General features: G+C 62.8%; 30 protein-coding genes and 1 pseudogene. 19 read left to right on the top strand and 12 right to left on the bottom strand.

Annotated elements, in window-relative coordinates:
* Positions 1 to 156: 156 nt before the first annotated feature.
* Positions 157 to 576 carry a VOC family protein gene (locus ACWGS9_RS17730; RefSeq protein ID WP_320311421.1) on the top strand — a complete coding sequence of 140 codons (420 nt, stop codon included), beginning with the start codon at positions 157 to 159 and terminating at the stop codon, positions 574 to 576.
* A gap of 185 nt (positions 577 to 761) precedes the next feature.
* Entirely contained in the window at positions 762 to 1,115 is a 354-nt protein-coding gene (locus ACWGS9_RS17725; RefSeq protein ID WP_320212628.1) for a DUF1428 domain-containing protein, read from the top strand.
* A 145-nt stretch (positions 1,116 to 1,260) separates the two neighbouring features.
* Here ACWGS9_RS17725 and ACWGS9_RS17720 read toward each other — a convergent pair whose 3' ends face one another.
* Together ACWGS9_RS17720 and ACWGS9_RS17715 are read right to left on the bottom strand one after the other, a co-directional pair.
* Positions 1,261 to 2,895 carry a tetratricopeptide repeat-containing sulfotransferase family protein gene (locus tag ACWGS9_RS17720; protein WP_454506464.1) on the bottom strand — a complete coding sequence of 545 codons (1,635 nt, stop codon included), beginning with the start codon at positions 2,893 to 2,895 and terminating at the stop codon, positions 1,261 to 1,263.
* Positions 2,896 to 3,092: 197 nt separating this feature from the next.
* Positions 3,093 to 3,482, bottom strand: coding sequence for a Kazal-type serine protease inhibitor domain-containing protein (locus tag ACWGS9_RS17715; protein WP_454506463.1), 390 nt, complete (start codon positions 3,480 to 3,482; stop codon positions 3,093 to 3,095).
* A 431-nt stretch (positions 3,483 to 3,913) separates the two neighbouring features.
* On the opposite strand from ACWGS9_RS17715, the gene ACWGS9_RS17710 reads away from it, so the two are divergent.
* The 3 genes from ACWGS9_RS17710 (at position 3,914) to ACWGS9_RS17700 (ending at position 5,208) form a co-directional block, all read left to right on the top strand.
* Positions 3,914 to 4,126 carry a cold-shock protein gene (locus tag ACWGS9_RS17710; RefSeq protein ID WP_006202520.1) on the top strand — a complete coding sequence of 71 codons (213 nt, stop codon included), beginning with the start codon at positions 3,914 to 3,916 and terminating at the stop codon, positions 4,124 to 4,126.
* Between the two features lie 238 nt (positions 4,127 to 4,364).
* Positions 4,365 to 4,577 carry a cold-shock protein gene (locus ACWGS9_RS17705; protein WP_006202521.1) on the top strand — a complete coding sequence of 71 codons (213 nt, stop codon included), beginning with the start codon at positions 4,365 to 4,367 and terminating at the stop codon, positions 4,575 to 4,577.
* A gap of 217 nt (positions 4,578 to 4,794) precedes the next feature.
* The gene (locus tag ACWGS9_RS17700) at positions 4,795 to 5,208 is read left to right on the top strand and encodes a BA14K family protein (RefSeq protein WP_454506462.1); all 414 of its coding nucleotides are present in this window, start codon (positions 4,795 to 4,797) and stop codon (positions 5,206 to 5,208) included.
* A gap of 300 nt (positions 5,209 to 5,508) precedes the next feature.
* Here the strand turns inward: ACWGS9_RS17700 and ACWGS9_RS17695 are convergent, their stop codons facing one another.
* The 3 genes from ACWGS9_RS17695 to ACWGS9_RS17685 all read right to left on the bottom strand — a co-directional run bounded on the left by ACWGS9_RS17695 (position 5,509) and on the right by ACWGS9_RS17685 (position 7,622).
* Positions 5,509 to 6,147, bottom strand: a complete 639-nt coding sequence (locus ACWGS9_RS17695) for an MBL fold metallo-hydrolase (RefSeq protein ID WP_454506461.1) — start codon at positions 6,145 to 6,147, stop codon at positions 5,509 to 5,511.
* A gap of 132 nt (positions 6,148 to 6,279) precedes the next feature.
* Complete coding sequence (locus ACWGS9_RS17690; protein ID WP_320293400.1) at positions 6,280 to 6,582, bottom strand: hypothetical protein; 303 nt, start codon at positions 6,580 to 6,582, stop codon at positions 6,280 to 6,282.
* Positions 6,583 to 6,728: 146 nt separating this feature from the next.
* On the bottom strand, positions 6,729 to 7,622 hold the full coding sequence (locus ACWGS9_RS17685) for a branched-chain amino acid aminotransferase (RefSeq protein WP_454506460.1): 894 nt from the start codon (positions 7,620 to 7,622) through the stop codon (positions 6,729 to 6,731).
* A 258-nt stretch (positions 7,623 to 7,880) separates the two neighbouring features.
* Here ACWGS9_RS17685 and ACWGS9_RS17680 point away from each other — a divergent pair, with 258 nt between their 5' ends.
* The 4 genes from ACWGS9_RS17680 to ACWGS9_RS17665 all read left to right on the top strand — a co-directional run bounded on the left by ACWGS9_RS17680 (position 7,881) and on the right by ACWGS9_RS17665 (position 11,871).
* A complete protein-coding gene (locus ACWGS9_RS17680) occupies positions 7,881 to 8,411 on the top strand; it encodes a MarR family winged helix-turn-helix transcriptional regulator (RefSeq protein ID WP_454506459.1) in 531 nt (176 codons plus the stop codon).
* Positions 8,398 to 9,117: a response regulator gene (locus ACWGS9_RS17675; RefSeq protein ID WP_040989639.1), complete on the top strand. Its 720-nt coding sequence runs from the start codon at positions 8,398 to 8,400 to the stop codon at positions 9,115 to 9,117. The genes ACWGS9_RS17680 and ACWGS9_RS17675 overlap by 14 nt, the downstream gene beginning before the upstream one ends.
* Positions 9,118 to 9,169: 52 nt before the next feature.
* A complete protein-coding gene (locus tag ACWGS9_RS17670; protein ID WP_454506458.1) occupies positions 9,170 to 10,582 on the top strand; it encodes an ATP-binding protein in 1,413 nt (470 codons plus the stop codon).
* A 224-nt stretch (positions 10,583 to 10,806) separates the two neighbouring features.
* Positions 10,807 to 11,871 carry a glycosyltransferase family 4 protein gene (locus tag ACWGS9_RS17665; protein ID WP_454506603.1) on the top strand — a complete coding sequence of 355 codons (1,065 nt, stop codon included), beginning with the start codon at positions 10,807 to 10,809 and terminating at the stop codon, positions 11,869 to 11,871.
* Here the strand turns inward: ACWGS9_RS17665 and ACWGS9_RS17660 are convergent.
* The 3 genes from ACWGS9_RS17660 to ACWGS9_RS17650 all read right to left on the bottom strand — a co-directional run bounded on the left by ACWGS9_RS17660 (position 11,863) and on the right by ACWGS9_RS17650 (position 13,357).
* A complete protein-coding gene (locus tag ACWGS9_RS17660; protein WP_454506457.1) occupies positions 11,863 to 12,222 on the bottom strand; it encodes a tRNA-binding protein in 360 nt (119 codons plus the stop codon). The two genes, ACWGS9_RS17665 and ACWGS9_RS17660, sit on opposite strands and share 9 nt — an antisense overlap.
* Before the next feature lie 18 nt (positions 12,223 to 12,240).
* The gene (locus tag ACWGS9_RS17655; protein WP_040989643.1) at positions 12,241 to 12,741 is read right to left on the bottom strand and encodes a type III secretion system chaperone family protein; all 501 of its coding nucleotides are present in this window, start codon (positions 12,739 to 12,741) and stop codon (positions 12,241 to 12,243) included.
* Positions 12,742 to 13,054: 313 nt separating this feature from the next.
* Entirely contained in the window at positions 13,055 to 13,357 is a 303-nt protein-coding gene (locus ACWGS9_RS17650; RefSeq protein ID WP_454506456.1) for an accessory factor UbiK family protein, read from the bottom strand.
* 208 nt (positions 13,358 to 13,565) lie between these two features.
* On the opposite strand from ACWGS9_RS17650, the gene ACWGS9_RS17645 reads away from it, so the two are divergent.
* The 7 genes from ACWGS9_RS17645 (at position 13,566) to ACWGS9_RS17615 (ending at position 19,662) form a co-directional block, all read left to right on the top strand.
* Positions 13,566 to 13,805: a BrnA antitoxin family protein gene (locus ACWGS9_RS17645; protein WP_454506602.1), complete on the top strand. Its 240-nt coding sequence runs from the start codon at positions 13,566 to 13,568 to the stop codon at positions 13,803 to 13,805.
* A 105-nt stretch (positions 13,806 to 13,910) separates the two neighbouring features.
* The gene (gene lgt / locus ACWGS9_RS17640) at positions 13,911 to 14,765 is read left to right on the top strand and encodes a prolipoprotein diacylglyceryl transferase (protein WP_454506455.1); all 855 of its coding nucleotides are present in this window, start codon (positions 13,911 to 13,913) and stop codon (positions 14,763 to 14,765) included.
* Positions 14,762 to 15,829, top strand: coding sequence for a class I SAM-dependent methyltransferase (locus ACWGS9_RS17635; protein ID WP_454506454.1), 1,068 nt, complete (start codon positions 14,762 to 14,764; stop codon positions 15,827 to 15,829). Before lgt ends, ACWGS9_RS17635 begins: the two co-directional genes overlap by 4 nt.
* Positions 15,830 to 15,918: 89 nt before the next feature.
* Positions 15,919 to 16,707 (top strand): peptidoglycan editing factor PgeF, encoded by a 789-nt coding sequence (gene pgeF / locus ACWGS9_RS17630; RefSeq protein ID WP_454506453.1) that lies wholly within the window; start codon positions 15,919 to 15,921, stop codon positions 16,705 to 16,707.
* Positions 16,707 to 17,858: a M24 family metallopeptidase gene (locus ACWGS9_RS17625; protein WP_454506452.1), complete on the top strand. Its 1,152-nt coding sequence runs from the start codon at positions 16,707 to 16,709 to the stop codon at positions 17,856 to 17,858. The genes pgeF and ACWGS9_RS17625 overlap by 1 nt, the downstream gene beginning before the upstream one ends.
* Before the next feature lie 53 nt (positions 17,859 to 17,911).
* Positions 17,912 to 18,538, top strand: a complete 627-nt coding sequence (locus ACWGS9_RS17620; RefSeq protein WP_454506451.1) for a hypothetical protein — start codon at positions 17,912 to 17,914, stop codon at positions 18,536 to 18,538.
* Positions 18,539 to 18,726: 188 nt separating this feature from the next.
* Positions 18,727 to 19,662, top strand: coding sequence for a ribose-phosphate pyrophosphokinase (locus ACWGS9_RS17615; protein WP_112098911.1), 936 nt, complete (start codon positions 18,727 to 18,729; stop codon positions 19,660 to 19,662).
* Here ACWGS9_RS17615 and ACWGS9_RS17610 read toward each other — a convergent pair.
* Positions 19,659 to 20,219 (bottom strand): dihydrofolate reductase family protein, encoded by a 561-nt coding sequence (locus ACWGS9_RS17610; protein WP_454506450.1) that lies wholly within the window; start codon positions 20,217 to 20,219, stop codon positions 19,659 to 19,661. The two genes, ACWGS9_RS17615 and ACWGS9_RS17610, sit on opposite strands and share 4 nt — an antisense overlap.
* 122 nt (positions 20,220 to 20,341) lie before the next feature.
* Positions 20,342 to 21,211, bottom strand: coding sequence for an AraC family transcriptional regulator (locus tag ACWGS9_RS17605; protein WP_454506449.1), 870 nt, complete (start codon positions 21,209 to 21,211; stop codon positions 20,342 to 20,344).
* 111 nt (positions 21,212 to 21,322) lie between these two features.
* On the opposite strand from ACWGS9_RS17605, the gene ACWGS9_RS17600 reads away from it, so the two are divergent.
* Both ACWGS9_RS17600 and ACWGS9_RS17595 read left to right on the top strand, forming a co-directional pair.
* On the top strand, positions 21,323 to 22,564 hold the full coding sequence (locus ACWGS9_RS17600; protein ID WP_454506448.1) for an MFS transporter: 1,242 nt from the start codon (positions 21,323 to 21,325) through the stop codon (positions 22,562 to 22,564).
* Positions 22,565 to 22,816: 252 nt separating this feature from the next.
* Complete coding sequence (locus ACWGS9_RS17595; protein WP_454506601.1) at positions 22,817 to 23,731, top strand: alpha/beta fold hydrolase; 915 nt, start codon at positions 22,817 to 22,819, stop codon at positions 23,729 to 23,731.
* An 81-nt stretch (positions 23,732 to 23,812) separates the two neighbouring features.
* On the opposite strand, the gene ACWGS9_RS17590 is transcribed toward ACWGS9_RS17595, so the two are convergent.
* Positions 23,813 to 24,670, bottom strand: coding sequence for an alpha/beta fold hydrolase (locus tag ACWGS9_RS17590; RefSeq protein WP_454506447.1), 858 nt, complete (start codon positions 24,668 to 24,670; stop codon positions 23,813 to 23,815).
* A 149-nt stretch (positions 24,671 to 24,819) separates the two neighbouring features.
* Here ACWGS9_RS17590 and ACWGS9_RS17585 point away from each other — a divergent pair, with 149 nt between their 5' ends.
* Positions 24,820 to 25,260: a MarR family winged helix-turn-helix transcriptional regulator gene (locus ACWGS9_RS17585; RefSeq protein ID WP_454506446.1), complete on the top strand. Its 441-nt coding sequence runs from the start codon at positions 24,820 to 24,822 to the stop codon at positions 25,258 to 25,260.
* 140 nt (positions 25,261 to 25,400) lie between these two features.
* On the opposite strand, the pseudogene ACWGS9_RS17580 reads toward ACWGS9_RS17585, so the two are convergent.
* Positions 25,401 to 26,027, bottom strand: a pseudogene (locus tag ACWGS9_RS17580) (ABC transporter ATP-binding protein); the annotation flags it as partial.
* Positions 26,028 to 26,099 lie beyond the last annotated feature (72 nt).

The raw sequence follows: 26,099 nt of genomic DNA, 5'->3' as shown, positions 1-26,099 counted from the left end.
TGGTGCTTCCAGTGCGATAGTTTCCCAGCCTCGCCGGTCGCCCGGGCTGTCCGGGCCAAGCACTTTAGAAATTTTTCGCAGGCCATGTAGGATCGCCGCCGCTTCATCCGTCCTTTGGGTCGCAAGCAGATCAACCCGTGAAGAGGAACACGAGAAATGAACGACCAGACCCCGCCCCGCGCCAAGGTCCTTGGCGGATTGACCCCCTATCTGCAGGTCGACGGCGCCATCAAGGCCGCCGAATTCTACAAGAAGGCTTTCGGCGCGGAGGAAGTGTTCGCCTATCCGCCTGACGACAAGGGCCGCACCATGCATATCCATCTCTACGTCAACGGTTCGACGCTGATGCTGGGCGATGCCTATCCCGAACACGGCCACCCGCATCAGTCAGCGCAGGGCTATACACTGCAGCTTCATCTCGGCAGCGACGACATCGATGCCTGGTGGCAGCGCGCGGTCGATGCCGGCTGCGAAGTCGTCACCCCGCTGCAGGTGATGTTCTGGGGCGACCGCTGGGGCCAGGTGAAAGATCCCTTCGGCGTCGCCTGGGCGATGAACGCTCCAGTGAAGGGCTGAAGCCTACCTCTCCCCCTGGGGGAGAGGTCGGATTGCCCCGATTTGCCCTTCGCAAATCGGCTGGCAATCCGGGTGAGGGGTAGGCCTGGCGCCAGGCTGGAGCACCCCTCATCCGACCGAGCTTCGCTCGGCCACCTTCTCCCACAAGGGAAGAAGGGAGAGCACCCAACCCAAAGGAGACTGTCATGTCCTATGTCGATGGCTTCGTGCTTGCCGTGCCGAAGGCAAATCTGGATGCGTACAAGAAAATGGCCGGGAACGCCGGCGCCGTCTGGAAGGAGCACGGCGCGCTCGCCTATGTCGAATGCGTCGCCGACGACGTGCCCTATGGCGAGCTGACGTCGTTCCCGCGCGCTGTCCAGGCAAAGGATGACGAGACCGTTATCTTCGCCTGGGTCGTCTATGAGTCCAGACAGAGCCGCGATGCGGTCATGGCCAAGGTGATGGCCGATGAACGTCTCAAGATGGACTGGTCGACAATGCCGTTCGACGGCAAGCGCATGATCTTCGGCGGCTTCCAGCCGTTCATCGAGCTTTGAGGAACTCAGCCCCAAGCTGGGTTGAGATTGAGGTCAGGCCGAGTCGAGAATGGTGGTTCCCGAGAACCGGAGCGAAGCGTACTTAACATACGTGAGCACCGGAAGCGCAGGGAACCGCTATTCGCAGGCCGGCCTCACCTCAAGATCAGCCCAGCTTGTCAAGCAGCGGCTTCAGCCTATCGCCATAGCGCTTCCACAGGTCGACCGAGCCCTGATACATCGGCCGGCGCACCTGCGCGGCGGATGCCGTGCGAACCGGCCGATCTGTCTCGTGGAACGACAGCACCTTGTCGTCCCAGGGCAGGCCGAGATACGCCATCAGCGCCCGTGTCTGTCCTTCCTGGTCGGCGACGAAATCCTCATAGCGCACATCGTGCACGACGCCAGGCAGCACCTTGTGCCAATGCGCCATGATGTCGGCATAGAGGTTATGGAAATCGGCGAGCTCGCCGAGGTCGTAGCCGTAACGGTGGCTGTCGCCGCGGAAATGCACCTTGAAGATCGACAGGCACGTGGCAGCCGCGTCGCGCGCGCAATGGATGATCTTCGCCTTCGGCAGCATCATGTGCAGGAAGCCGACCAGAAGGAAGTTGCCCGGCATCTTGTCGGTGACATGGCGCAAGCCCGGATAGCGGGTATGCAGCATGTCGAGATAGGCCTGTCCCGCCTCGGCAAAAGCGCTGTCGGGCATGTCGGCTATCCCGGCGGGGAAGCCGCCTGGCATGCTCATCGGAAACTGCTTGCCGACGGCCGTCTTCAGGACGTTCAACTCGCCCGCGCCAAAGACCTGCGGGTGGCTGGCAATGATCTGCTCGACCAGCGTCGTACCGGAGCGCGGCATGCCGACGACGAAGATCGGCGTGTCGTCGGAAATGTCGCTAGGCTTGTGGTTCTCGAAGAAAGCCTTGTCGAAGACCGCCTTCATTGCCTCGAATTCGTCGCGTGTGCGGACCGGGTCGTAGTCGATGCCTTGGCGGCGGATGGCATTGCCCTCGGCGAAATAGTCGAAGGCGCGGCCATAGTCCTTGAGGTCGTCATTGGCCTTGCCGAGACCGAAGGAAAGCTGCATGCGCGCAAGGCTGCCCTGCGGCGCCTTGGCATGCTCGGCCTCCATGCCGGAAAGCTCTTTGTCGCGCTCGGTCTGGCGCTTGACCTGAGTGAGCAGCAACCAGGCTTTTGCCATGGCCGGTGCGACCGCCACCGCCTGGCGGGCAAGGTCGGCGGCTTCGTCGAGCTTGCCCTTTTCCATCATGGCGACGCCCAAGCCGTAAAGCAGTTCCGCGTCCTTTGGTCGGATTGACAAGGACTCGCGGAACAGGGTGATCGCCTCATCGAGGCGCGCAGCCTCCTGCAGCGTTTCGGCAAGGCCGGTGCGGGCCCGGACATGGAACGGGTTGCGGCCGATCGTGCCGCGATAGATCTCCTCGGCGGCGTCGAACTGGCCGAGCTGCTTCAGCGACGAGCCGAGATTGTCGCGCGCGGCCAGCTGCTCCGGCCGGATGTCCACCGCGCCGCGGAAGAAATCGACCGCGGCAGCGACGCGACCGAGGTCGCGCATCACCGTGCCCATATTGTTGAGGAAGTCGGCGTTCCTGGGCTGCAGCGTCACTGACTGCTCGATGAGCTCGAGCCCCTCCTCGCTGCGCCCGGTCTGGTGCAGCAGCAGTCCGAGGAAGTGCAATGCGGCGGCATGGTTCGGCTGCTGCCCCAACACCTGCCGGTAGAGCGCCTCGGCTTCCTGGCGGCGGCCGGCCTGGTGCAGCTGCAGCGCCCGCTGCACATGAGGATCGAGCGGGCTCGCCGAACCTGGTTTGCCACCCGCGTTTGCCGCTCTTCTTTGATCTCTGTTAATGGGAAACCTGCCGTGTTTGTTGGTCCGCCGGACCTAAGCCATGCGGGCGAGAGATTCAAGGCCAAGCATCGCCACGCGCGTTGCTGTGCCCATATGCGCCTCCGGAGACGGGCACCGCGATCTTCTCAGCAAGGCCCGTCGCCGACGATGCGATAATCCGCTGCGCGGGCCTCGCATGCATTCGGGAAGGTGCGTACTTGCCCGTGGCGCCTGGCGCAGACCGGAGCGTATTCACGCGTGCAGAACGTCAGCTCGCCTCCCCCACCGCCGCCGCGGCAAGGACCGTCACGCACGATGCGGTATCCTTCCCTTTCGGCCAGACAGGCATTGGCGAAAGTCTGGCGGTCGCCGTCGCGCCGGGCGCAAACCGGTTGATACTGCATGGTGCAGAGCTGTGGGTGCGGCCTGGGCGGGCGCGGGCGCGGCCCGTCGTCGACGACGACGGTACAGGCCGCCAGCAGCGCGGACAGGATGAAAAAGATCAGGCCCCGCCGGGAGATCGCAAGAAATCGCATGTGTCCCTCCTCCATACGGCGCCACGATGCCGGCTCGCGGTATCCTCGCATTCCCCGCGGCAAACGCAACCACCGTTTGTGGCAAGCCTCACCCTGGCCCATGCTTGGCTCGTCTCTGGCCGATGACCCATGGTGGCACGGGGGTCTATCGAGGCCAAGCGTTGGACGCGCCATAGGTCGCCCGCGACCGTCATCTTGCAACTATCACGGTTCCGTGTAATAAAAATCAGGTTCGGGCATTTGCGACCCGGAGAGCGGAACGTTTTGGACGACCTTTCCCCGATAAGTGTGAATCTCTGACAGCCCCGTTTTTCGGCGGGGGGTTTGACCATGCGCGAATGCATGACCGCCGAAGCAACCACCAGGATTTGCCCTAGGCGCGAGGCAGCGGGCAGACCAGCAAGACTGACACGGGTGAAGGAGTTTCCCCAATGGCCCAGACCGGTACCGTAAAGTTCTTCAACGCCACCAAAGGCTTCGGCTTCATCACGCCGGATGGCGGCGCCAAGGACGTGTTCGTCCACATTTCCGCGATCGAGGCATCTGGCCTGCGCACGCTGGTCGACGGTCAGAAGGTCACCTTCGACGTCGAGCCGGACCGCATGGGCAAAGGCCCGAAGGCGGTCAACCTGCGCGCAGCCTGACCGTCGCAACCGGCCGGTCCTTGCGGATGCAATGATGCGGCAGGATTCGTGAACGGGCTTCAGGACAGGCCCGAAAATGCAAGGGCGCGACCGAACCGTCGCGCCTTTTTTGCACCCAAAAGCTTGGGTCGGCAGGCGAAAACTTTCTCTTGCCGATAGCGCTAAAATAAAGGACAAATTTCCTCTCGGGCAGTTTGCCGGCCCGAGACTTGACTTGATGGGATCAAAGGAGTTTCCCATGCCGCAGACCGGCACCGTCAAATTCTTCAACCATGCCAAGGGCTTCGGCTTCATCACGCCCGATGATGGCGCGAAGGATGTCTTCGTCCACATCTCGGCTGTTCAGGCGTCGGGCCTTCCCGGTCTTGAGGATGGGCAGAAAGTGACATTCGACACCGAGCCGGACAAGCGCGGCAAGGGTCCGAAGGCCGTCAATCTGTCGATCGGCTAAGCCGGCTCACGACAGATCCGACGGGGGCTTTTCAGGCGGGGCCGCTCCCGCCCGGAATGGGTTGTGCCCAAGCCTCGAAGAAATAGCCAGCCTCCAAAAGATCGATTGCGCCGATTTCCGTTCAGCCTCCGTTCAGCCACGGTCTTCTATTAACCTTTGCTAAAGCCGGTTCGCATCCCCTGAAAAAATGCGCGGGCCGGTGCGAAGGAGACCGAAAATGAACCGTTTTCTCAAGACCGCCATCCTGACCGCGGGCATTGCCGCGACCACCTTGGCCACCTTCTCGGCGGCTAATGCCGACGACTGGCGCTGGCGCCATCATCGTGATCATGGTGGCGACGCCCTTGCAGCCGGAGTTGTCGGTCTCGCGGCCGGCGCGCTGATCGGCAGCGCGCTCAGCAACCCCGGGCCGAGATATTACGATCCAGCCTATGATGACGGCTACTATGCCGACCAGCCGGTGCGTCGCTACTACGTGCAGCAGCCGCGCGTCGTCTATGCCGACCGCTATGCCGAGCCGTGGACCCGGGCCTGGTACGAGTATTGCTCGGATCGCTACCGCAGCTTCAATTCGCGGACCGGCACCTTCACCGGCAATGACGGCGACCAGCACTTCTGCGTCGCCAACTGACCGAAGCAATTCCAGGAAACGGCTCGGCGCCTCCGCCGTAGCCTTCCGCCTGGAATTGCGTCTAACAAAGACCGGGTTCCCTGCCCAAGCAAAGCGCTGCCTCTCGGCGGCGCTTTTCTTTTGCAAAGTCTGATGCATGTCGCCCAGAAGTGTGCAGCGGTTCTGGGACAACGACATGCATCGAAACAAAGACTAAAGCATGTCGCCCAGAAGTGTGCAGCGGTTCTGGGACAATGACATGCATCAAAACAAAGACTAAAGCGCGTCGCCTGAATCCGGTTCAGCGCGACGCGCTTTAGGTCAGGTCAAAAACGGATTGGTCCGCCGCTCGTCGCCAAAACGGCTGCCCGGGCCATGGCCACAGATGAAACCGATATCGTCGCCAAGTGGCAGAAGCTTATCCTTGATCGAGGCGATCAGCGCGGCGTGGTCGCCGCCGGGCAGATCGGTGCGCCCGATCGAGCCGCGAAACAGCACATCGCCGACATGCGCGAATTTGGCCGCGCGATTGTAGTAGATCACGTGGCCCGGCGCATGCCCCGGGCAATGCAGCACCTCGAACACATGATTGCCGAACGACACCGTCTCGCCTTCGCTGAGGAAACGGTCCGGCACGCAGTTGCGCACGCCGGCGATGCCATAGCGCCGGCCCTGGTTCTCAAGATTGTCGAGCAACATCTTGTCGGCCTCGTGCGGGCCGACAATGTCGATGCCCAGAGCCTCCTTCAGTTCCATCGCGCCGCCGGCATGGTCGATATGGCCGTGCGTGATCCAGATCGCGCCGGCGTTGATGGCATTGTCCTTCAGCACCGACAATATCTTGTCGACATCGCCGCCGGGATCGACGACGACGCCGTTCTTGTCGTCCATGTCGAAGAGAATGGTGCAATTCTGCTGGAAGGGCGTGACCGGCACGATGCCGGCATTGAGCTGACCCATGGCTTTCCTTTCGAGATGTCGCCCTGATGTAGAGGCCATGGCCTGCCGCGTCCACCGTCGGCTGACACGAATAGTCCGCGAAAGGAAATGGGCGGCCGAAGCCGCCCATTTTGAAGCCCGAAGTGACAGGCCTTACTTCTTCATCGCGCCCATGACCGCGCCGATGATGCCGGTCAGGATCGCACCGCCGCCGGCGCCGCCAAGGATGTTCTTCAGGTCGATCGCGCTTCCCGCCGCTCCCGCGGCTGCCGCCGGATCGGCGCCGCCGAGCAGGCTGCCGAGGATGGCTGCACCACCGACGCCACCGATCGCGCCGCCGAGAATTTTGGTGAGCTGGCCCATCGCCGCCTGCTTCAGTGCCACACCTACCGCCTGTCCGCCGATAACACCCGCAATCACCTGTACAACGATCTGAACAATCGTGTTCGTATCCATGTAATTGGTCCCTCCATAGCCGCCAGCCTCCTCGGGCCGACACCATCATGAGACGCCGAACCGTTCGAAAGTCAAATGCGTGAAAGCTTAAATAAAAAGGGCGGCTGCAAAACCGCCCCTATTGCACAAAAAAGCTGTGACTATCGCTATTCTGCGGCGATGGCGTGCTTTGGTTGCACTGCAGCGGAATAGTCGTTCATCAACGTTTTGGCGATCTCGCCGACCTCGAATCGGTATGGCCCGATCTCCGAAACCGGCGTTACTTCGGCGGCCGTCCCGGTGAGGAAACACTGCTCGAAACCTTCAAGCTCCTCCGGCATGATGGCGCGCTCGATCACTTCGAAACCGCGATCCTTCGCCAGGCCGATCACCGTGCGGCGGGTTATGCCGTCGAGGAAGCAGTCGGGCGTCGGCGTATGAATCTTGCCGTCCTTGACGAAGAAGATGTTGGCGCCCGTGGCTTCCGCCACCTGGCCACGCCAGTCGAGCATCATGGCGTCGGCATAGCCCTTGGCCTCGGCGGCATGCTTGGACAGCGTGCAGATCATGTAGAGGCCGGCGGCCTTCGACTTGGACGGCGCGGTGCGCGGATCGGGCCGGCGCCATTCGGCGACATCGAGGCGGATACCCTTGAGCTTCTGCGCCGGGTCGAAATAGCTCGGCCACTGCCAGATGGCGATGGCGCAATTGATGCGGTTGTTCTGCGCCGAGACGCCCATCTGCTCGCTGCCGCGCCAGGCGATCGGACGCACATAGGCGTCCTGAAAACCCTGTTTCTTCAAAAGCGTGCGGCAGGCCTCGTCGATCTCGGCGACCGCATAGGGAATCTTGAAACCGAGCAGACGCGCCGATTCATGCAAGCGCTCATTATGCTCGGCCAGCTTGAAGATCTGGCCGCCATAGGCGCGCTCGCCCTCGAAGACGGCGCTGGCATAGTGCAGGCCATGGGTCAGCACATGGACCTTGGCGTCGGCCCATTTGACGAACTCGCCGTTCATCCAGATGAAGCCGCCCAATTGATCGAATGGAACGGATGCCATGGAAACCTCCCGCGGGCGGACGCCCGCAAATCGTTGTGTCATATAGCCTTTCGTGCCGGTCCCGCCACAGGATCCGAAACGCTGGCCAGTGCTTGAAAGCGTAGGCGGATATTCAATCCGTGGCAAACTCAGGAAGTTCCGGAAAAACGGCTTCCTCTTGCCTTTTCGTTCGCAATCCGCCGAAAAGCTTGTCAAAAATTATCATTGCCCGGAAATTACGTCAATAGTACTGACATAATTACGCCTCGCATGGGAGAAATGATGACGAGCCCCGCAGCCGGAAAACCGATCAGGACGGCCATCACCGACGAGGACGGCATCGACTTCGCGATCATCGAGCTGCTCTTCTTCGCCTATCGCGATTTCACCTCCGACCCGGACCAGATTCTCGCCGATTACGGCTTCGGCCGCGCCCATCATCGCGTGCTGCACTTCGTCAACCGCAGGCCGGGCCTTACCGTCGCCGAGCTGCTCGATGTGCTGAAGATCACCAAGCAGAGCCTTGCGCGGGTTTTGAAGCAGCTGATCGATACCGACCATATCGTCCAGGTGCAGGGTCCGCGCGACCGCCGGCAGCGCGAACTCTACCCGACCGCCAAGGGCCGCGCCCTGGCCTTGGCGCTGGCGCGGCCACAGTCGCGCCGCATCCGTGCGGCATTGGAGGATTCCGGAGCCACCGAACGCGTTACGATCGAGCGATTCCTGGAAGCGATGGTCAATCCGGAACTAAGAGCGCAGATCGACATTGTGCCTGCGCAAACATCGGGGAAGAACCATGGAGACCATTGAGAAGGTTGATCATCCGGCCGCGCCCGACGATGACGCGCCGCATCTTCTGGTTGTCGATGACGACACGCGTATCCGCAACCTGCTCAAGCAATATCTGTCCGAGAACGGCTTTCGCGTCACCGTCGCCGGCAATTCCGGTGAGGCCAGGCGCAAGCTCGCCGGCCTCGACTTCGATCTTTTGGTGCTCGATGTCATGATGCCGGGCGAAACCGGCGTCGACCTCACCAAGGCGCTGCGGGCCGAGAAGAACGTGCCGATCCTGATGCTGACGGCGCTGTCCGAGACCGACAGCCGCATCACCGGGCTGGAAGCCGGCGCCGACGATTACCTGCCGAAACCGTTCGATCCGCGCGAGCTGATCCTGCGCATCAACAACATCCTGCGCCGTGGCGGCCCGGCGGCGACACCGAAGGTCGAACAGCTGGTGTTCGGGCCCTACACGTTCCAGATCGCCAAGCGCGAATTGAAGCGCGGCGGCGAGGCGCTTAAGCTGACCGACCGCGAGCAGGAGATCCTCGCGATCTTCGCCGCGCGAGCGGGCGAGACCATACCGCGCCATGAACTGGTGGGCGATGAATCGGATGTCGGCGAGCGCACCATCGACGTGCAGATCAACCGGCTGCGCCGCAAGATCGAACGCGATCCGTCCAATCCGGTGTGGCTGCAGACGGTGCGCGGTATTGGGTATCGGCTCAGCGTCGAATAAGTTACCGTCGAAGGCCCTTTGCTGAACAGGCCATCGACGAGCGGAAGGGCGAATGGCGACCACGCAACTGGAAAAGCCCAAGGGCGACCCCGGCGATTTCGCACTGCGGACGCTGAGGGCGATGCCGCGCGCCTGGAACCGGTTCTGGCGCCTGGTCGCGCTCTACATGCCGAAGCGGCTCTACGCCCGCTCGCTGATCATTGTGATCGCGCCGATGATCCTGCTGCAGTCGGTGGTCGCCTTCGTCTTCATGGAGCGCCACTGGCAGACGGTCACCCAGCGCCTGTCGCAGGCGACTATCGCAGACATAGCGGCCGTCATCGACATGATGGAGACTTATCCGCACGACGCCGATTACGCCAACATCATCCGCATCGCACAGGACCGCATGCAGTTGAAGGTGGATCTGCTGCCGCCCGATCCGCTGCCGCCGCCCGGCCCGAAACCGTTCTTCTCGATCCTCGACGAGGCCTTGTCGTCGGAGATCACGAAGCAGATCAACCGCCCGTTCTGGATCGACACGGTCGGCAACTCCAACGTCGTCGAGGTTCGTGTCCAGCTTGAAGGCAAGGTGCTGCGCGTCTTCGTGCGGCGCAGCCAGGCCTATGCCTCCAACACCCACATCTTCCTGATGTGGATGGTCGGCACCTCGCTGGTGCTTTTGATGATTGCCATCCCGTTCCTGCGCAACCAGATAAGGCCGATCCTGACGCTCGCCGAAGCCGCCGAAAGCTTCGGCAAGGGGCGGCCGATGCCGCGCGATTTCCGCCCCCGCGGCGCCGAGGAAGTCCGCCGCGCCGGCTTCGCCTTCATCCAGATGCGTGAGCGTATCGAGCGCCAGATCGAGCAGCGCACCGCCATGCTGACCGGCGTCAGCCACGACCTCAGGACCATCCTCACCCGCTTCAAGCTGCAGCTCGCGCTGGCCGGTGGCAAGTCGGAGACCAAGGCCGCGCTCAACCAGGACATCGACGACATGCAGTCGATGCTGGAAGGCTATCTCTCTTTTGCCCGTGGCGAGGCCGAGGAGGACACAGGCCGCTTCGACCTCGAGACCTACTTCCAGAAGCTCGGCGAGGAAGCGCAATTGCGCCGCTGCAAGCTCACGACGACGCTGACCGGCGATCCGACCGTGCATGTGCGGCCGAACGCCTTTGCCCGTTTGCTTTCGAATGTCATCGGCAATGCTTTCCGCTATGCCAAGACCGTCGAGGTCCACGCCAGCCACGACCGCGGCTCGCTCACCGTCACCATCGACGACAACGGCCCGGGCATCGCCCCCGACAAGCGTGAAGAGGTGTTCAAGCCTTTCCTGCGGCTCGACGAGGCGCGCAACCTCGATGCCAGCGGCACCGGGCTCGGCCTGTCGATCGCCCGCGACATCGCCCGCAGCCACGGCGGCGACATCAGCCTCGAGGACAGCCCGTTCGGCGGCTTGCGCGCCGTGATCAAGGTCCCGGCGTAAGCCCAGCAAGGCAGGCTTCATCCGGCCGTCATGAAATCATGGTCAAGAGCGCGCATGAAGCGCGCGACCTTTGTTGATTCGGCCCTGCCGCCCCGCTTCGATCCCGCGCCTGCCCGGGTGCGCTGGAGCGAGGCGCGAGCTGCTGCCTGGTTGCCGTTCCGGCACCGCGCCGGCGCGCCCAGGAACTATTGCGGCAAAGGGCTGTCATGCGCATCGGGATCGCCATGCGCATCCTGATGGTCACCGACGCGTGGCGGCCGCAGGTCAATGGCGTGGTGCATACGCTGGAACGCCTCACCGAGGCGCTGAAACCCTTCGCCGTCGAGCTCGATTTCCTGACGCCCAGCCTCTTTCGCACCTTGCCGATGCCGACCTATCCCGACATCCGGCTCGCGCTGACGACGCCAGGCCATGTCGCGCGCCTGATCGAGGCAGCCAAGGCCGACCATATCCACATCGTCACCGAGGGTCCGCTCGGCATCATGGCGCGCCGCTATTGCCGCAGGGCAGGCCGCCCCTTCACCACCAGCTACCACACGCGCTTTCCCGAATATCTCAGCGCCCGCCTGCCGGTGCCGGAGAGCTGGGCCTATAACTGGCTGCGCGACTTCCACAATTCCGGACAGGGCACGCTGGTGGCGACGCAATCGCTGGCGGACGATCTCGCGGCGCGTGGCTTCAACAAGCTGAGGCCCTGGACACGCGGCGTCGATACAGATCATTTCCGGCCGGACAAGCGCAAGGAAACCGAATTTCCCCGCCCGGTTTTCCTGTGCGTCGGCCGCATCGCGATCGAAAAGAACCTGACCGCCTTCCTCGACCTCGACCTGCCCGGCAGCAAGATCCTTGTCGGCGAAGGGCCGGAACTGGCGAAGCTCAAGGCGCGCTATCCGAAGGCGTATTTCCTCGGCCATCGCCCGAACGACGAACTGGCCGAGATCTACGCATCGGCCGATGTCTTCGTGTTTCCGAGCCGCACCGACACTTTCGGCAACGTCATCATCGAGGCGTTGGCCAGCGGAACGCCCGTCGCCGCCTATCCGGTGACCGGACCGATCGACATCGTCGGTGATGGTGTGGGCGGGGCCGTGTCGGAGAATCTGGGCGAAGCCGCGCTCAAGGCGCTTCACGTCGATCGCGCCGAAGCGCGCCAGCGTGCGATGCGCTACAGCTGGCAGGCCTGCGCAGAAATGTTCCTCGACGTCGTCGAGGAAGCGCTGGGAATGCCGCGCAAGCGCGCCGATCAGGATGTGGCAGCTACCGGCCGACCGAGGCTGGTCCTAGAATAAGCGCCCGCCATCCGGCACCTTGCGCTCGATGGCGCCAAGCACCACCGCGCCCTCTTCATCCGGAAAGCCGAGCGTCAGCACTTCCGACATGAACGGGCCGATCTGGCGCGGCGGGAAATTGACCACCGCAAAGACCTGGCGGCCGATCAGCGTTTCCGGCGCGTAGTATTTGGTGATCTGCGCCGACGACTTCTTGATCCCGATCGCCGGGCCGAAATCGATCTTCAGCTTGATTGCCGGCTTGCGCGCCTCGAGGAACGGCTCGGCTTCGACGATCGTACCGGCACGGATGTCGACACGGTCGAAATCGGCAAAGCTGATCTCGGGCTTGCGCTCGCTGCTGGAACTCATCGGCAATATCGGCTTGGTTCAGGCGTTTCCATGGGTCTCAAAGAGCACGCTGGATAGCGCGTCCTTGGCCGATGTACCCGACCAGACGACAAACTGGAAGGCCTGGAAATAGCATTCGCAGGCTTCGAGCGCCGATGACAAAAGCACCTCGACCTGCTGGCTCGACGGCTCGACCCCGCCGGCAAGCAGCAGCGATTGCCTGAACATGATGGCGCCTTCCTGCTCCCAGAGATCGAAATGCCCGAACAGCATCTGCTCGTTGATCAGCGACAAGAGCCGCATCACTTCGAGCGCCCGCGTCTCCGGCACCTTGATGTCGAAGGCACAGGCCAGATGCAGCGCCTCGAAATCCTCCATCCAGGAAAAGGAGACGTGATAGTCGGTCCAGCTGCCGGCCACCGAAATCGAAATCTCGTCGTCACCGGCGCGCTCGAAGGACCAGTCGTTGTTGTGGGCCACCTGCTCGATGACATCCACCGGGTGGATTTCGCGGGAGAATTCGAGTTCGAGGAGTTCCATGAATGCTTCCTGTGTTCAGGGGAGCGCCACACGCTCCGCGGGGCACACACGACGAACAATCTTGTCTAGAACTCGGACGGTCAGGACTTTCCAACGCAAAGACCCCAACCGGACCCCACCGCCCGGCGCATGACCCTGCTTCGAATCATGCAACGAATTCAGTCTATTGATCGGGAGTCGCGTGAACAGCCCAATTTTTCGCACTGCGTCATCCGCATGTGGAAAGCTGCTGTCACAAAGATTCATGCAATGCCGATAAGCGATTCACGGCAAAGCGATTTTTCGGATCGCGCTATGTGGAAAAGTTTAATGATTATTTTTTTGCGCGGGGCTTCGCGGCACCCGCAGGTGCGGCCTGGCCGGTCAGTTCGGCGAGCCTGGCTTCGAGCGCCTCGATGCGCGTCGCCAACTGGATGTTGTCCTCCCGCGCCTTGATCGCCATCTCGCGCACGGCCTCGAATTCTTCGCGCTGCACCACATCCATGGAATTCAGCATGCGCTCGGCCTGCGCCCGGAACGCCGTCTCCACCTCGCGCCGCACGCCCTGCGCGGCACCCGCCGCATCGGTCATGATCTTTGCGAATTCATCGAGAATGCGGTTCGGTCCGGTCGACATGGCAGATCCTCGCTTGCTTGATTTGACGTAGTGGCGCGCGGCGCGGAATGCAAGAACGTTGAGGTTCGATGCCTCGTCTGCGTTGCTATGGCGCATGGCGGCGCCGTGCCTGAACGAAGCTATCACATCGCCCCGACCTGTACTTCAGGACGCCAAATCGCCTACTGTGGTGTGTATTGTTTCCGTACTCTTCAGTCAGGATCAACCGATGGCAACGCCCCCGCGCCGACCGACAAACCCGATGGCTGCCGCGGAAGCCGCCTTCAAGCCAGTCAAAAAACCAGCGGCCCCAATTCGCGAGGTCGCGGCGGCGCCGAACGCCAGAGAGCTTGTTTCGATAAGGATCGATCGAGCTGTGCTGGACCATTTCCAGGAAGATGGTCCCGGCTGGGAGGACAGGATCAACGACGCTCTAAGGCGAATTGTCGCCGGCAAGCCTCAGGTTTGAGACCGCTCGCCGTGGCGATCAGAACGACAATCGCCTTGCCTTGACCGCGCCAAAGCCCTGCCGCATGGTCCGCGCCCAATCGTGACCGTCACCGGGGACCCCGTTTTGAGCGAATATTTCCTGCTGCCGCTGGCCTCCCTGCCCTTCCCCAACATCGATCCGGTCATCGTCCATATCGGCCCGCTCGCGGTGCATTGGTATGGCGTCGGCTATATCGTCGGCATCCTCTTTGCCTGGTGGTACGCCAAGCGCCTGGTTACGAACCCGCATCTCTGGCCGAACGGCAATCTGCCGATGAAGCCCGAGGACCTCGACGATTTCATCGTCTGGGCAGCGATCGGCGTCGTCCTCGGCGGGCGCACCGGCTACGTGCTGTTTTACGACCTGCCGCGTTACATCGCGCATCCGCTCGACATTTTTGCTGTCTGGCAGGGCGGCATGTCGTTTCACGGCGGCCTGCTCGGCGTCATCCTCGCCATGACCTTGTTTTCGATCAAACGCCGCATCCCTACCTGGACGCTGTTCGACGTGGTGTCGGCCGGCGTACCCGTCGGGCTCGGCCTGGTGCGCGTCGCCAACTTCATCAACTCGGAACTGTGGGGCCGGCCCTCGAACGTGCCCTGGGCGATCGAATTCCCCAATGGCGGCCCGTTCACCCGCCACCCAAGCCAGCTCTACGAGGCACTGCTCGAAGGCCTCGTGCTATTTCTGGTGCTGCGCTTCCTCACCCATTCGCGCCTCAAGCTGAAGACGCCGCGCTTCGTCGGCGGCGCTTTCATCTGCGGCTACGGCCTGTCGCGCATCTTCGTCGAGTTCTTCCGCGAACCCGACCAGCAGCTCGGCTACCTGCTCGGCACCGGCTGGCTGACCATGGGCATGATCCTGTCTACGCCGATGGTACTGGCGGGCGTCTGGGCCATGGTCACCGCAAAGCCGGTGACGCAGCCGCAGTCGGCATGACCCAGTTCAAGGAGCGCATCGTTGGCCTGATCGGCGCGACGGGGCCGATCCCGGTCAGCGAGTATATGGCGCTTTGCCTGTTCGATCCCGACGCCGGCTATTACACAACGCGCGAGCCCTTCGGCGCCGCCGGCGACTTCATCACCGCGCCGGAGATCAGCCAGATGTTCGGCGAGCTCGTCGCTGTCTGGCTTTACCAGGCATGGCAAGGTGCCGGCCGGCCGTTGCCCGTAACCTTTGCCGAGATCGGACCGGGCCGCGGCACGCTGATGAAGGACATGCTGCGGACATGGTCGCGGCTCGACCCCGCGCTCGTCGCCGACGCATCCTTTGCCATGATCGAAACCAGCCGCCGTCTGGTCGAAATCCAGAGAGAGACGCTTGCCGGCCGGGACCCGAAGTTGGACTGGCATCAGACCATCGACACGCTGCCGCGGCAACCGCTGTTCATCGTCGGCAACGAACTCTTCGACGCCGTGCCGATCCGGCAGTTCGTGCATGTCGGCGAAAGCTGGCGCGAGCGCATGGTCGGCCTCGACGACAATGACGACCTGCGCTTCTTTGCCGGGGCGGGTTCGCTCGACCCCACGCTGCTGCCCGAGGATGCCTCCGACGCGCCCGAAGGCGCGATCGCCGAAGTGGCACCAGCCCGTGTGGCATTGATGTCGGTGATCGCAGGGCACATCGCTGCCCAGGGCGGCGCGGGCCTCTTCATCGACTACGGCCATTTGCGGCCCGGCATCGGCGACACCTTGCAGGCCTTGCGCCGGCATCGGCATGAAGACGTGCTGGCCAATCCAGGTGAAGCCGATCTCACCGCCCATGTCGATTTCGCTCCTCTTGCCGATATGGCGCGCGCTCACGGGCTCGATGCGCAATTGTCGACGCAGGGCGAATTCCTGCTTGGCATGGGCCTGATCGAGCGTGCCGGCACGCTGGGCGCCGATGCCGATGCCAAGACACGTCAAGCCATTTCGGACGCGGTCGAACGCCTGGCCGGTCCCGACGCGATGGGTGAGCTGTTCAAGGTGATGAAGGTCCTGCCGGCGGCGAGAGCCGCATGAGCCTGGCGGGCGGGTTCCGCCGCCTGGCCCCCTTCGTCGTCCGAACTTCGCCTTGACGAAACCGCCCCGCACGGACGACAAACCCAACCATGCTGAGTCAGACCAGACCCGATCCAGTACGCTCGCCGCTCCTTGAAGAGGCGCAAGGCATACGCCACGGCTATTTCACCCGCATCGGCGGCGTCTCCGACGGTATCTATCGGGGACTCAATATCGGCACGGGCTCCAGTGACGATCAAATGCTGGTCGCCGAGAACCGGCGACGCGTTGCCGACTGGATGGGCGTGCCGCCGGATTGTCTGCTGACCGCGCACCAGATCCACTCGCCCGATGTCGTCGTCGCAAGGCAAGCCTTCGCGGGCCCTCGCCCGAAGGCCGATGCCATCGTCACCGACCGTCCGGGCATCGCCATCGGCGCCTCGACCGCCGATTGCGGACCGGTTCTCTTCGCCGATGCCGAGGCCCGCATCATCGGCGCCGCCCATGCCGGCTGGAAGGGCGCCTTCACCGGCGTGCTCGAAAACACCGTCACCGCGATGGAAGGTCTCGGCGCCAGCCGCGAACGCATCGTCGCGGTGCTCGGCCCCTCCATCGGCCCCGACAATTACGAGGTCGGGCCGGAATTCGTCGCCCGCTTCGTCGAGGCCGACGCCGGCAATGCCCGCTATTTCAGGCCATCGAAGACCCCCGGCCACTCGATGTTCGACCTCAACCAATATACGGTCGACCGGCTGCGCAAGGCCGGCGTGACCGCCGAGGGCCTTGGCCGCTGCACCTACGCGGAAGAAGATCTCTTCTATTCCTACCGGCGCACCACACACCGCAAGGAAGCGGATTACGGGCGCCAGGTTTCAGCAATCGTTCTGGAGAAAGAGTAATGGCGCTGCATTTCGAACGTTCAGAATTCGACGCGCGGCGCGACCGGCTGCTGATCGAAATGGCCGAAAAGAAGCTCGACGCCGTGCTCCTGTTCGCGCAGGAGAGCATGTACTGGCTGACCGGCTACGACACGTTCGGCTTCTGCTTCTTCCAGTGCCTTGTGGTGAAGGCCGACGGCTCGATGGTGCTGCTCACCCGTTCCGCCGATCTGAGGCAGGCGCGTCACACCTCGACCATCGACAACATCATGCTATGGACCGATCGTCAGGGCGCCAATCCCGCGATCGACCTGCGCAACCTGCTCAACGACCTCGATCTGCTCGGCGCCCGCATCGGCGTCGAATATGACACCCATGGCCTCACCGCCTACAACGGCCGCCGCCTGGATGAGCAGTTGCAGACCTTCGGCCAGATCGCCGATGCTTCCGGCATCGTCGGCCGGCTGCGCCTGTTCAAAAGCCCGGCCGAGGTCGCCAAGGCGGAAAAGGCCGCCAATCTTTCCGACGACGCGCTGGATGCCGCTTTGCCGCTGATCAAGCAGGGCGGTGACGAAGGGCTCATCCTCGCCGCCATGCAGGGTGCTGTCTTTGCCGGCGGCGGCGACTATCCCGCCAACGAGTATATCATCGGCTCCGGCGCCGATGCCCTGCTCTGCCGCTACAAGGCCGGCCGGCGCAAGCTCACCAAGAACGACCAGCTGACGCTCGAATGGGCGGGCGTTTTCCATCACTACCATGCCCCGATGATGCGCACCGTTTTGACCGGCAAAGTGTCGAAACGCCATCAGGAGCTGTTCGACGCTTCCCGCGCCGCCCTGCTCGCGGTCGAAAAGGCGATGACGCCGGGCAACACCTTCGGCGACGTCTTCGACGCGCATGCCCGCACGCTTGAGGCGCACAATCTCACCAAGCACCGGCTGAACGCCTGCGGCTACTCGGTCGGCGCCCGCTTCACGCCGTCCTGGATGGACATGCCGATGTTCTATCAGGCCAACCCGGAACCGATCGCACCCAATATGACCCTGTTCGCGCATATGATCATCATGGATTCCGAGACCGAGACCGCAATGACGCTTGGCCGCACCTACCTCACCACGGAATCGGCGCCGAGGCCGCTGTCGCGCCATGATCTCGACTTGATCGTACAGTGAATCCATAATGGTTGGTTCACGCGGGGGCGTTCGCCAGTAGGGAGTTTCAGGCAATGAGACGATCGCAGGTGACGACCGTGTCATTGCTTGCGGTGCTGGCGCTTGGCGCCTGCACCAACGCCAAGGACGTTCTGGAACCTTCGGCCATTACTCCGCCGGCAAGTTCGGCCCAGTCTTTGCCCGCCACGCAGGGCACATCGACGGCTGCCGCATCTCCGACCACGACCGCGCCGGCTCCTTCGACCGCCCCTGCGACGGCGGCGGCGTCCGCGACACCCGCCACGCCCACCCAGACCGCCGTCCTGGCCAGGACGCGGCTGCAGGTGGCGCCGATCGTTGGCGCATCCGTGGACGCAGCGGCGCCCTTGACGGCGGAGCTGCAAGCCCGTGCCAAGCAGCGCGGCCTGACGCTTGTCGGCAGCACGGACAAGACGGCGACGCATGTGCTGAAAGGCTATTTTTCGACAATGTCCGAAGGCAAGGACACCACTGTCATTTACGTCTGGGATATTTACGACCCCTCCGGAAATCGCCTGCACCGCATCAATGGCCAGCAGAAGGCGGCTGCGGTCGGCTCCGGCGAGGGCTGGCCCACGGTGGGACCCGCGACCATGCAGGCCATTGCCGACCAGACGATCGACCAGTTCGCCGCCTGGCTCGGCAGCGGCGGCGCCGGTTGACCCAACGATTGCCGCCGAACTGTTGCCGGCCGAACTGTTGCCGGCTTGCGATGTTTTCAACGTTTGTTGCGATCGCCGCAAGGATTCCCCACAACGAGGCTTGCAATACCGGCGCGGGCCGCTAAAAGCCCGCATAAAAGGCTCATGAGAGTCTCTCCGGCCTCTCCATCCTTCGCCAGGAACGGTGCATGAAGCTTTTCGCGGGCAATTCCAACCGGGTGCTGGCCGAAGCGGTCGCTCGCTATCTCAACATCCCGCTGGGTAAGGCCAGCGTCCGGCGCTTCGCCGATCAGGAAATCTTCGTCGAGATCCAGGAAAACGTGCGCGGCGAGGATGTCTTCATCCTGCAGTCGACCTCTTATCCGACCAACGACCATCTGATGGAACTGCTCATCATGATGGACGCCTTCATGCGCTCCTCGGCCCGGCGCATCACGGCGGTCATCCCCTATTTCGGCTATGCAAGGCAGGACCGCCGCGCCTCCGGCCGCACGCCGATCTCGGCCAAGCTGGTCGCCAACATGATCACCCGCGCCGGCGCCGACCGCGTGCTGACGCTTGATCTCCATGCCGGCCAGATCCAGGGTTTCTTCGACATCCCGACCGATAATCTGTTCTCGGTACCGGTGATGGCCCGCGACGTGAAGGCTAAGTACAAGCAGCTCGGCAATGTCGTCGTCGTGTCGCCCGATATCGGCGGCGTAGTGCGGGCGCGTGCGCTGGCCAAGCGCTTCGACGCGCAACTCGCCATTGTCGACAAGCGCCGCGAGCGCCCAGGCGAATCCGAAGTCATGAACATCATCGGCGCCGTCGCCGGCAAGGACTGCCTCTTGATCGACGACATCGTCGATTCCGGCGGCACGCTGTGCAACGCGGCCGACGCGCTGCTCGCCAACGGCGCCACAAGCGTCACCGCCTATATCACTCATGGCGTGCTGTCGGGCGGCGCGGTGGCGCGCATCGCCGGCTCGAAGCTTCAGGAGCTGGTGATCACCGATTCCATCCAGCCAAGCCAGGCCGTGCTCGACGCGCCGAACATTCGCGTCATTTCGATCGCCGATCTGATGGGTGAAGCGATCTCGCGCACCGCGACCGAAGAGTCGGTGTCGAGCCTGTTCGATTAACTATCGGTCCCGGCATAGCGCAGCAGCGTGACACCTTGCGCAAGCCGCTCCGTGCCACGCGGCGTCAACGCCAGCGACAGGCCGGACTGGAAATACGGTTTGCCGCCGCCCAACACGACCGGATGCATATAGAGCCGGTACTCGTCGATCAGCCGTGCGCGCGCAAGATGCCCGGCAAGATCGGCACCGGAGACCGAAATCTCGCCATCCGTTTCCGCCTTGAGCGACCTTGCCACCGCCTCCGCGCCGCCTTTCACCAGACGGGCATTCGGCCCAACCTCTCGAAGCGTGGTTGAAAACACGATCTTCGGCGTTTCCCGCCAGGCGCGGGCAAAATCCCGCTCGACTTCTTCGGCTGCAATCTCCCGTTCGGGACTGTCCCAGAAGCGCATGGTTTCATACATCCTGCGCCCGCAGAGCGCGATCGATGTCCGCCTCATCTCGTCGTTGAAATGCTGATGCAATTCTTCTTCCGGAACCGGCAGGTCAATGTCTCCGCTCGGCCCGGCAATGTAGCCATCCAGCGATGTCAGCATGGCATAGACGATCGTCGCCACCAGGGTTCCTCCGATCTTATCTTTCCGAAAAAGAGCACAACTGATTGCAATTTGCAATCAGTATTCGGAAACTGGAGCCAGACTGAGAGTCGACGCATCGGCTCAATGCCGCCGGCGCGGTTTCACGCGGCGATCGGACCGCCTGTGCGCCGCGGGTTCTCACCGACATCGCGCGCGCCGCGCATATAGCCGCGCGGCGAGGTCCCGAGCATGCGCTTGAACATGGTGATGAAGGCCGGCACGCTGTCATAGCCGAGATCGAGCGCCACCCTTGTGATCGGCTCGCCGTCGGCGAGCCTTGGCAGCGCCGCGAACAAGCATGCCTGCTGGCGCCAGGTCGAGAGCGACAGCCCCGTCTGGCGATGGAAGGCGCGGGTGAAGGAGCGCCGGCTCATGCCGGCGGCATCCGCCCATTCATCGATCGTCGCATGCGGTGAAGGGGCCGCCACGAAACGCCGGCAGAGCGCCGCGAGCTTCGGATCGGACGGGAAAGGCAGGCCGAGCGGCCGTTCCGGCAGGTTCGGGATCTCGTGCAGCAAAAGTCCCATGACGAGTGCTGCGCGCCCTTCGAGCTCGCCGCCCTGCGGCAGTTTCTCCGATTCAACAATCAGGCTGTGCATCAGCTCGGTGATGCCGACCACGCGCAAACCTTCCGGCAGGCCGGCAATGGCATCCGGCATGACATAGACCGAGCGCATCGAAACGTCGCCCAGCATCTCGACGGAATGCTCGGTGCCGGCCGGTATCCACATCGCATGGTCGGGCGGCACCATCCAGCGCCCGTGCTTCGTCGTCACCAGGACCACGCCCACAAGGGCATGCAAAAGCTGGCTGCGGCTGTGGCGGTGCTGCGGCACGTGATAGCCGTCCGGATATTCCGTCGGCAGCGCCACTGCCGGCCCGACGGCCTGTTCCAGCCACTGCCAGCGGCTTTCATGCAGCCGGCCCAGCTCGGCGGGATCGCCCCTGAAGATTTCCAGGTTATTTGGCATCGGATGTGGCCCACTTGCGAAACTATTGGACCAAACCACGAAAGAAATCGCTTGGCAACAGGCCTATAAGGCCGCCTGCGGTTCGCCGCGAGAAGACTTCGGAGCATTGCCTTGACTGATACGACCGCCACCTCCGTCGCCGCACCGGCGCCGGCAAGCAATATCTCGGCGCAAGCGACGGCCTTCACCGTCATTCTTGCGGTGAGCTTCTGCCACTGCGTCAACGACATCATGCAGTCGCTGCTCTCGGCGATCTATCCGCTGCTCAAGGACAATTACGGCCTCGATTTCTGGCAGATCGGCCTTCTGACCTTCACCTTCCAGGTAACGGCCTCGCTGCTGCAGCCGGTGATCGGCATGATCACCGACAAGCGGCCGATGCCCTACTCCTTGCCCTGGGGCATGGCCTCGTCGCTGGTCGGCCTGGTGGTGCTCGCTCACGCCGGCCACTACTGGCTGCTCCTGATCGGCGCCTCGCTGATCGGCATAGGCTCGGCGATCTTCCATCCGGAATCCTCGCGCATCGCCCGCTTTGCCTCGGGCGGTCGCTTTGGCCTGGCGCAGTCGCTGTTCCAGGTGGGCGGCAATTTCGGCCAGTCGATGGGGCCGTTGCTCGCCGCCTTCATCGTCGTGCCGTTCGGCCAGACCAGCATTTCCTGGTTCGCCGTCGGCTCGCTGATCGGCATCATCGTCCTGTGGCAGGTCGGCGGCTGGTACAGCCGGCTGCGCGCCTCGATGGCCACCCGCAAGCAGGTCGCCCATGTGTCGCCCTTCGCCCGCAAGAAGGTCATGTGGGCACTGGCCGTGCTGACGCTGCTGGTGCTGACCAAGAACGCCTATATCGCCTCGCTCTCCAGCTACTACACCTTCTACGCCATGCATAAGTTCGGCGTTTCGGTGCAGATGAGCCAGGTGATGCTGTTCCTGTTCCTTGGCGCCTCGGCGCTGGGCATCCTGCTCGGCGGCCCGTTCGGCGACCGCTACGGCCAGAAGGCGATGATCTGGTTCTCGATCGTCGGCGTGCTGCCCTTCACGCTGGCGCTGCCCTACGCCAACCTGGGGTGGACGATGGTGCTGACCGTGCTGATCGGCCTGATCCTGTCGTCGGCCTTCTCCAACATCGTCGTCTTCGCGCAGGAACTGGTTCCGGGCCGCGTCGGCATGATCGCCGGCATCTTCTTCGGCTTCGCCTTCGGCATGGGCGGCATCGCCGCTGCCGTACTCGGCGTCGTCGCCGACATCAAGGGCATCGACTTCGTCTACCAGATCTGCTCCTACCTGCCCTTCCTCGGCCTGCTGACGGTGTTCCTGCCCAACATGAAGGAAGCAAGGAAGCAGGCGGCGGCCAGATAAAACCGCCGATCGTCAGGACTCGATAAGGGCGTGGCAGCTGCCGCGCCCTTATCGATTCCTCTCCATACGCCGGATGAAAAGCCTGATAGAGCGGTTCACCGTTTCACGGAAACGGCGAACCGCTCTAACTCTTTGTTTTTACGCAAATCCGGGCTGGAAAACCGCTCATACTTTTCCTGGAATCGCTCTAGTGTTCGAAACGCGTGCGCGGGCGACGGTGCCGCAGATAACTCAATGTCTCTGGAGAATGATATGCGCAAGATCGTGTTGGCCGTGTTGGGCGTGCTTCTTGTAACCTTGCCGGCTACGGCACGCATCATTCCTTTTCCGCCGGGTTTCAAGACGCGGTCCGTCGAAACCAACGGCACGAGCCTCTATGTGCGCGTCGGCGGCAAAGGTCCCGCGGTCGTGCTGCTGCACGGCTTTGCCGATACCGGAGACATGTGGGGCGCAGCGGCGGCGGCGCTCGCAAAGGACCATACTGTCATCGTGCCGGACCTTCGCGGCATGGGTCTGTCCGCTCACCCTGAAGCGGGCTACACCAAGAAGAACCAGGCCGTCGACATCGCCGGCGTGTTGGATGCCCTGAAGATCGACAAGGCAGATCTGGTCACGCACGACATCGGCAACATGGTCGGCTATGCGCTTGCTGCGCAATATCCCAAGCGCATCACCAAATGGGTCATCATCGACGCGCCGCTGCCCGGAATCGGTGACTGGGAAAAGATCAAGCAAAGCCCGCTGCTTTGGCACTTCAACTTCCGTGGCCCGGATATGGAGCGGCTGGTCGCAGGGCGCGAGCGCATCTATCTCGACCGCTTCTACAACGAACTGTCGGCCGACCCGAAGAAGATCGATGGGGCCACGCGCAAGCACTATGCCAAACTCTATGCACGCCCGCATGCGATGCATGACGCTTTCGAGCAGTTCAAGGCCTTTGACCAGGACGCGATCGACAACCAGGCGATGCTCGCCGCTGGCGGCAAACTGACCATGCCGGTGCTGGCTGTTGGCGGGGAAAAATCCGCCGGCACCACGCAGGCCGATATCTTGCGGCTTGTTGCGACCGATGTCACAGCCGGCATCGTGCCCAACTCCGGTCATTGGATCATGGAGGAAAACCCCGACGCCACCGTCAAGCTGATCTCTGGTTTTCTCGGCAGATAGGCACTGTCCCGCGGACATGTCGATGAAATTACAAAAGCACCCGCCTGACGGCGGGTGCCTTCTCTATCCAATTGGACGATTCTAGGCCTTGAAGAAGGCCAGGAGGTCGGCGTTGATGACATCCGCATGGGTCGTCGCCATGCCGTGCGGGAAGCCTTTGTAGATCTTCAGTTCGCCCTTCTTGAGCAGCTTGATCGACAGCAGCGCGGAGTCAGCGATCGGCACGATCTGATCGTCGTCGCCATGCATGACCAGCACCGGCACGTCGATCTTCTTCAGGTCATCGGTGAAGTCGGTTTCCGAGAAGGCCTTGATGCAGTCGTAATGCGCCTTGGTGCCCCCCATCATGCCCTGGCGCCACCAGTTGTCGACGACCCCCTGCGATACCACCGCGCCCGGACGATTGAAGCCGTAGAACGGACCGGCCGGAACGTCGCGGAAGAACTGGGCGCGGTTGGCTGCTTGGGCGGAACGGAAGCCATCGAACACCTCGATCGGCAAGCCGCCGGGATTGGCATCGGTCTTGAGCATGATCGGCGGCACGGCGCCGATCAGCACGGCCTTGGCGACGCGACCGCCCGACCCGTACTGCGCGACATAGCGCGCCACCTCGCCGCCGCCGGTCGAATGCCCGACATGGATTGCGTTCTTAAGGTCGAGATGCGCGACGAGCGCCGCCACATCGGCGGCATAGGTGTCCATCTCGTTGCCGGTGTCGGTCTGGGTCGAACGGCCGTGGCCGCGGCGGTCATGCGCGATGACGCGGTAACCCTTGGACAGGAAGAACAGCATCTGGGCGTCCCAGTCGTCGCTGCTCAGCGGCCAGCCATGATGGAAGACGACCGGCTGGCCCGTCCCCCAATCCTTGTAGAAGATCTGCGTTCCGTCCTTGGTGGTGATCGTGCCGCTGCCCGAGCCTGACTTGGTCTGCGAGGTCATCTCAATCTCCTTTTGTTGATACCGCGATAAACACTGTCGCGATAATAACTTTCGTAACGGAGGTGGAAGCCCTTGTCCACGAAAATATGTATCGCGATATCATTTTTCGTGGTACACAATAGATGCTCAGTCGGCAAAAGGAATGCGCCGTGCCTCTCCCGTTGGACAATCAGCTCTGCTTCACGCTCTATGCCACCAGCATGGCGATCAACCGCACTTACAAGCCAATGCTGGACGAGATGGGGATCACCTATCCGCAATATCTCGTGCTCAATGCGCTGGGAGAGGCGGACGGCATGTCGGTGGGCAGCATCGCGCACCGGCTCGCCCTGGAATCGAGCACCATCACACCCCTGGTGAAGCGAATGGAACAGGCTGGCCTGGTCACCCGACAGCGCAGCCAGACCGACGAGCGCCAGGTGCAGGTCGACCTGACCTCCGCCGGACGAGCCCTGCTCGTCCAGTGCAATTGCCTGAACGAGAGCCTGATCGAGCGCTCAGGCATGAAACTGGCTGAACTCGATGCCTTGAACCGGCAAATCCAAAAATTGCGCGATGCGCTGGGCGGTAATCCGGCAGGCGACGCCTGAGGTGTGTTGAGATTCAGGTGAGGCCGGCATGCGAACGGCGATTTCCTGCGCTTCCGGTACTCACGTACCCGAAAGTACGCTTCGTTCAGGTTCTCGGAACTCACCGTTCTCGGCTCGGCCTGACTTGAATATCAACACACCTAGTGCAGGCCGAACTCGCGCAGCAACTCCTCTCGATAGCGCACGAAGCGGCTTTCGCTGCGCTCGCGCGGGCGCGGCAGGTCGATGTCGATCAGCCTTGCCGCGCCGCCTTTCTCTTTCGGCAGGATCAGCACCCGGTCGGCAAGATAGATCGCCTCCTCCAGGTCATGGGTGACCATGACCATGGTGACGTTTTCCTCGCTCCAGATGCGCGCCAGCTCCTCCTGCATGGAAATCTTGGTCATGGCGTCGAGCGCGCAGAGCGGCTCGTCGAGCAACAGGATCCCAGGCTGCACCGTCAGCGCCCGTGCCATGCCGACGCGCTGCGCCATGCCGCCCGAGAGCTGCCTGGGATAGGCATCGGCGAACTCGGCAAGGCCGACCAGCGCGATATAGAAACGCGCGCGCTTCTCGGCTTGTGCCTTCGCCACGCCGCGCACTTCGAGACCGAAGGCAACATTGCCGAGCACGGTGAGCCAAGGCAGCAGCCGCGGCTCCTGGAAGATCACCGCCCGCTCCTCGCCGACGCCCTCGACATCTCTGCCGTCGATCACGACAGCGCCGCCGTCGGCACTCTCCAGCCCGGCAAGGATACGCAGCAGCGTTGTCTTGCCTGAGCCGCTAGAGCGGGATGAGATTTATATGAGTCGTAGGATTCCCAAATCATCGCAGTTCTGATTCAACATTCATGCTGGGAG

This window comes from Mesorhizobium sp. Arg314, from assembly GCF_053714275.1.
This window is presented reverse-complemented; position numbering and strand designations above follow the sequence as displayed.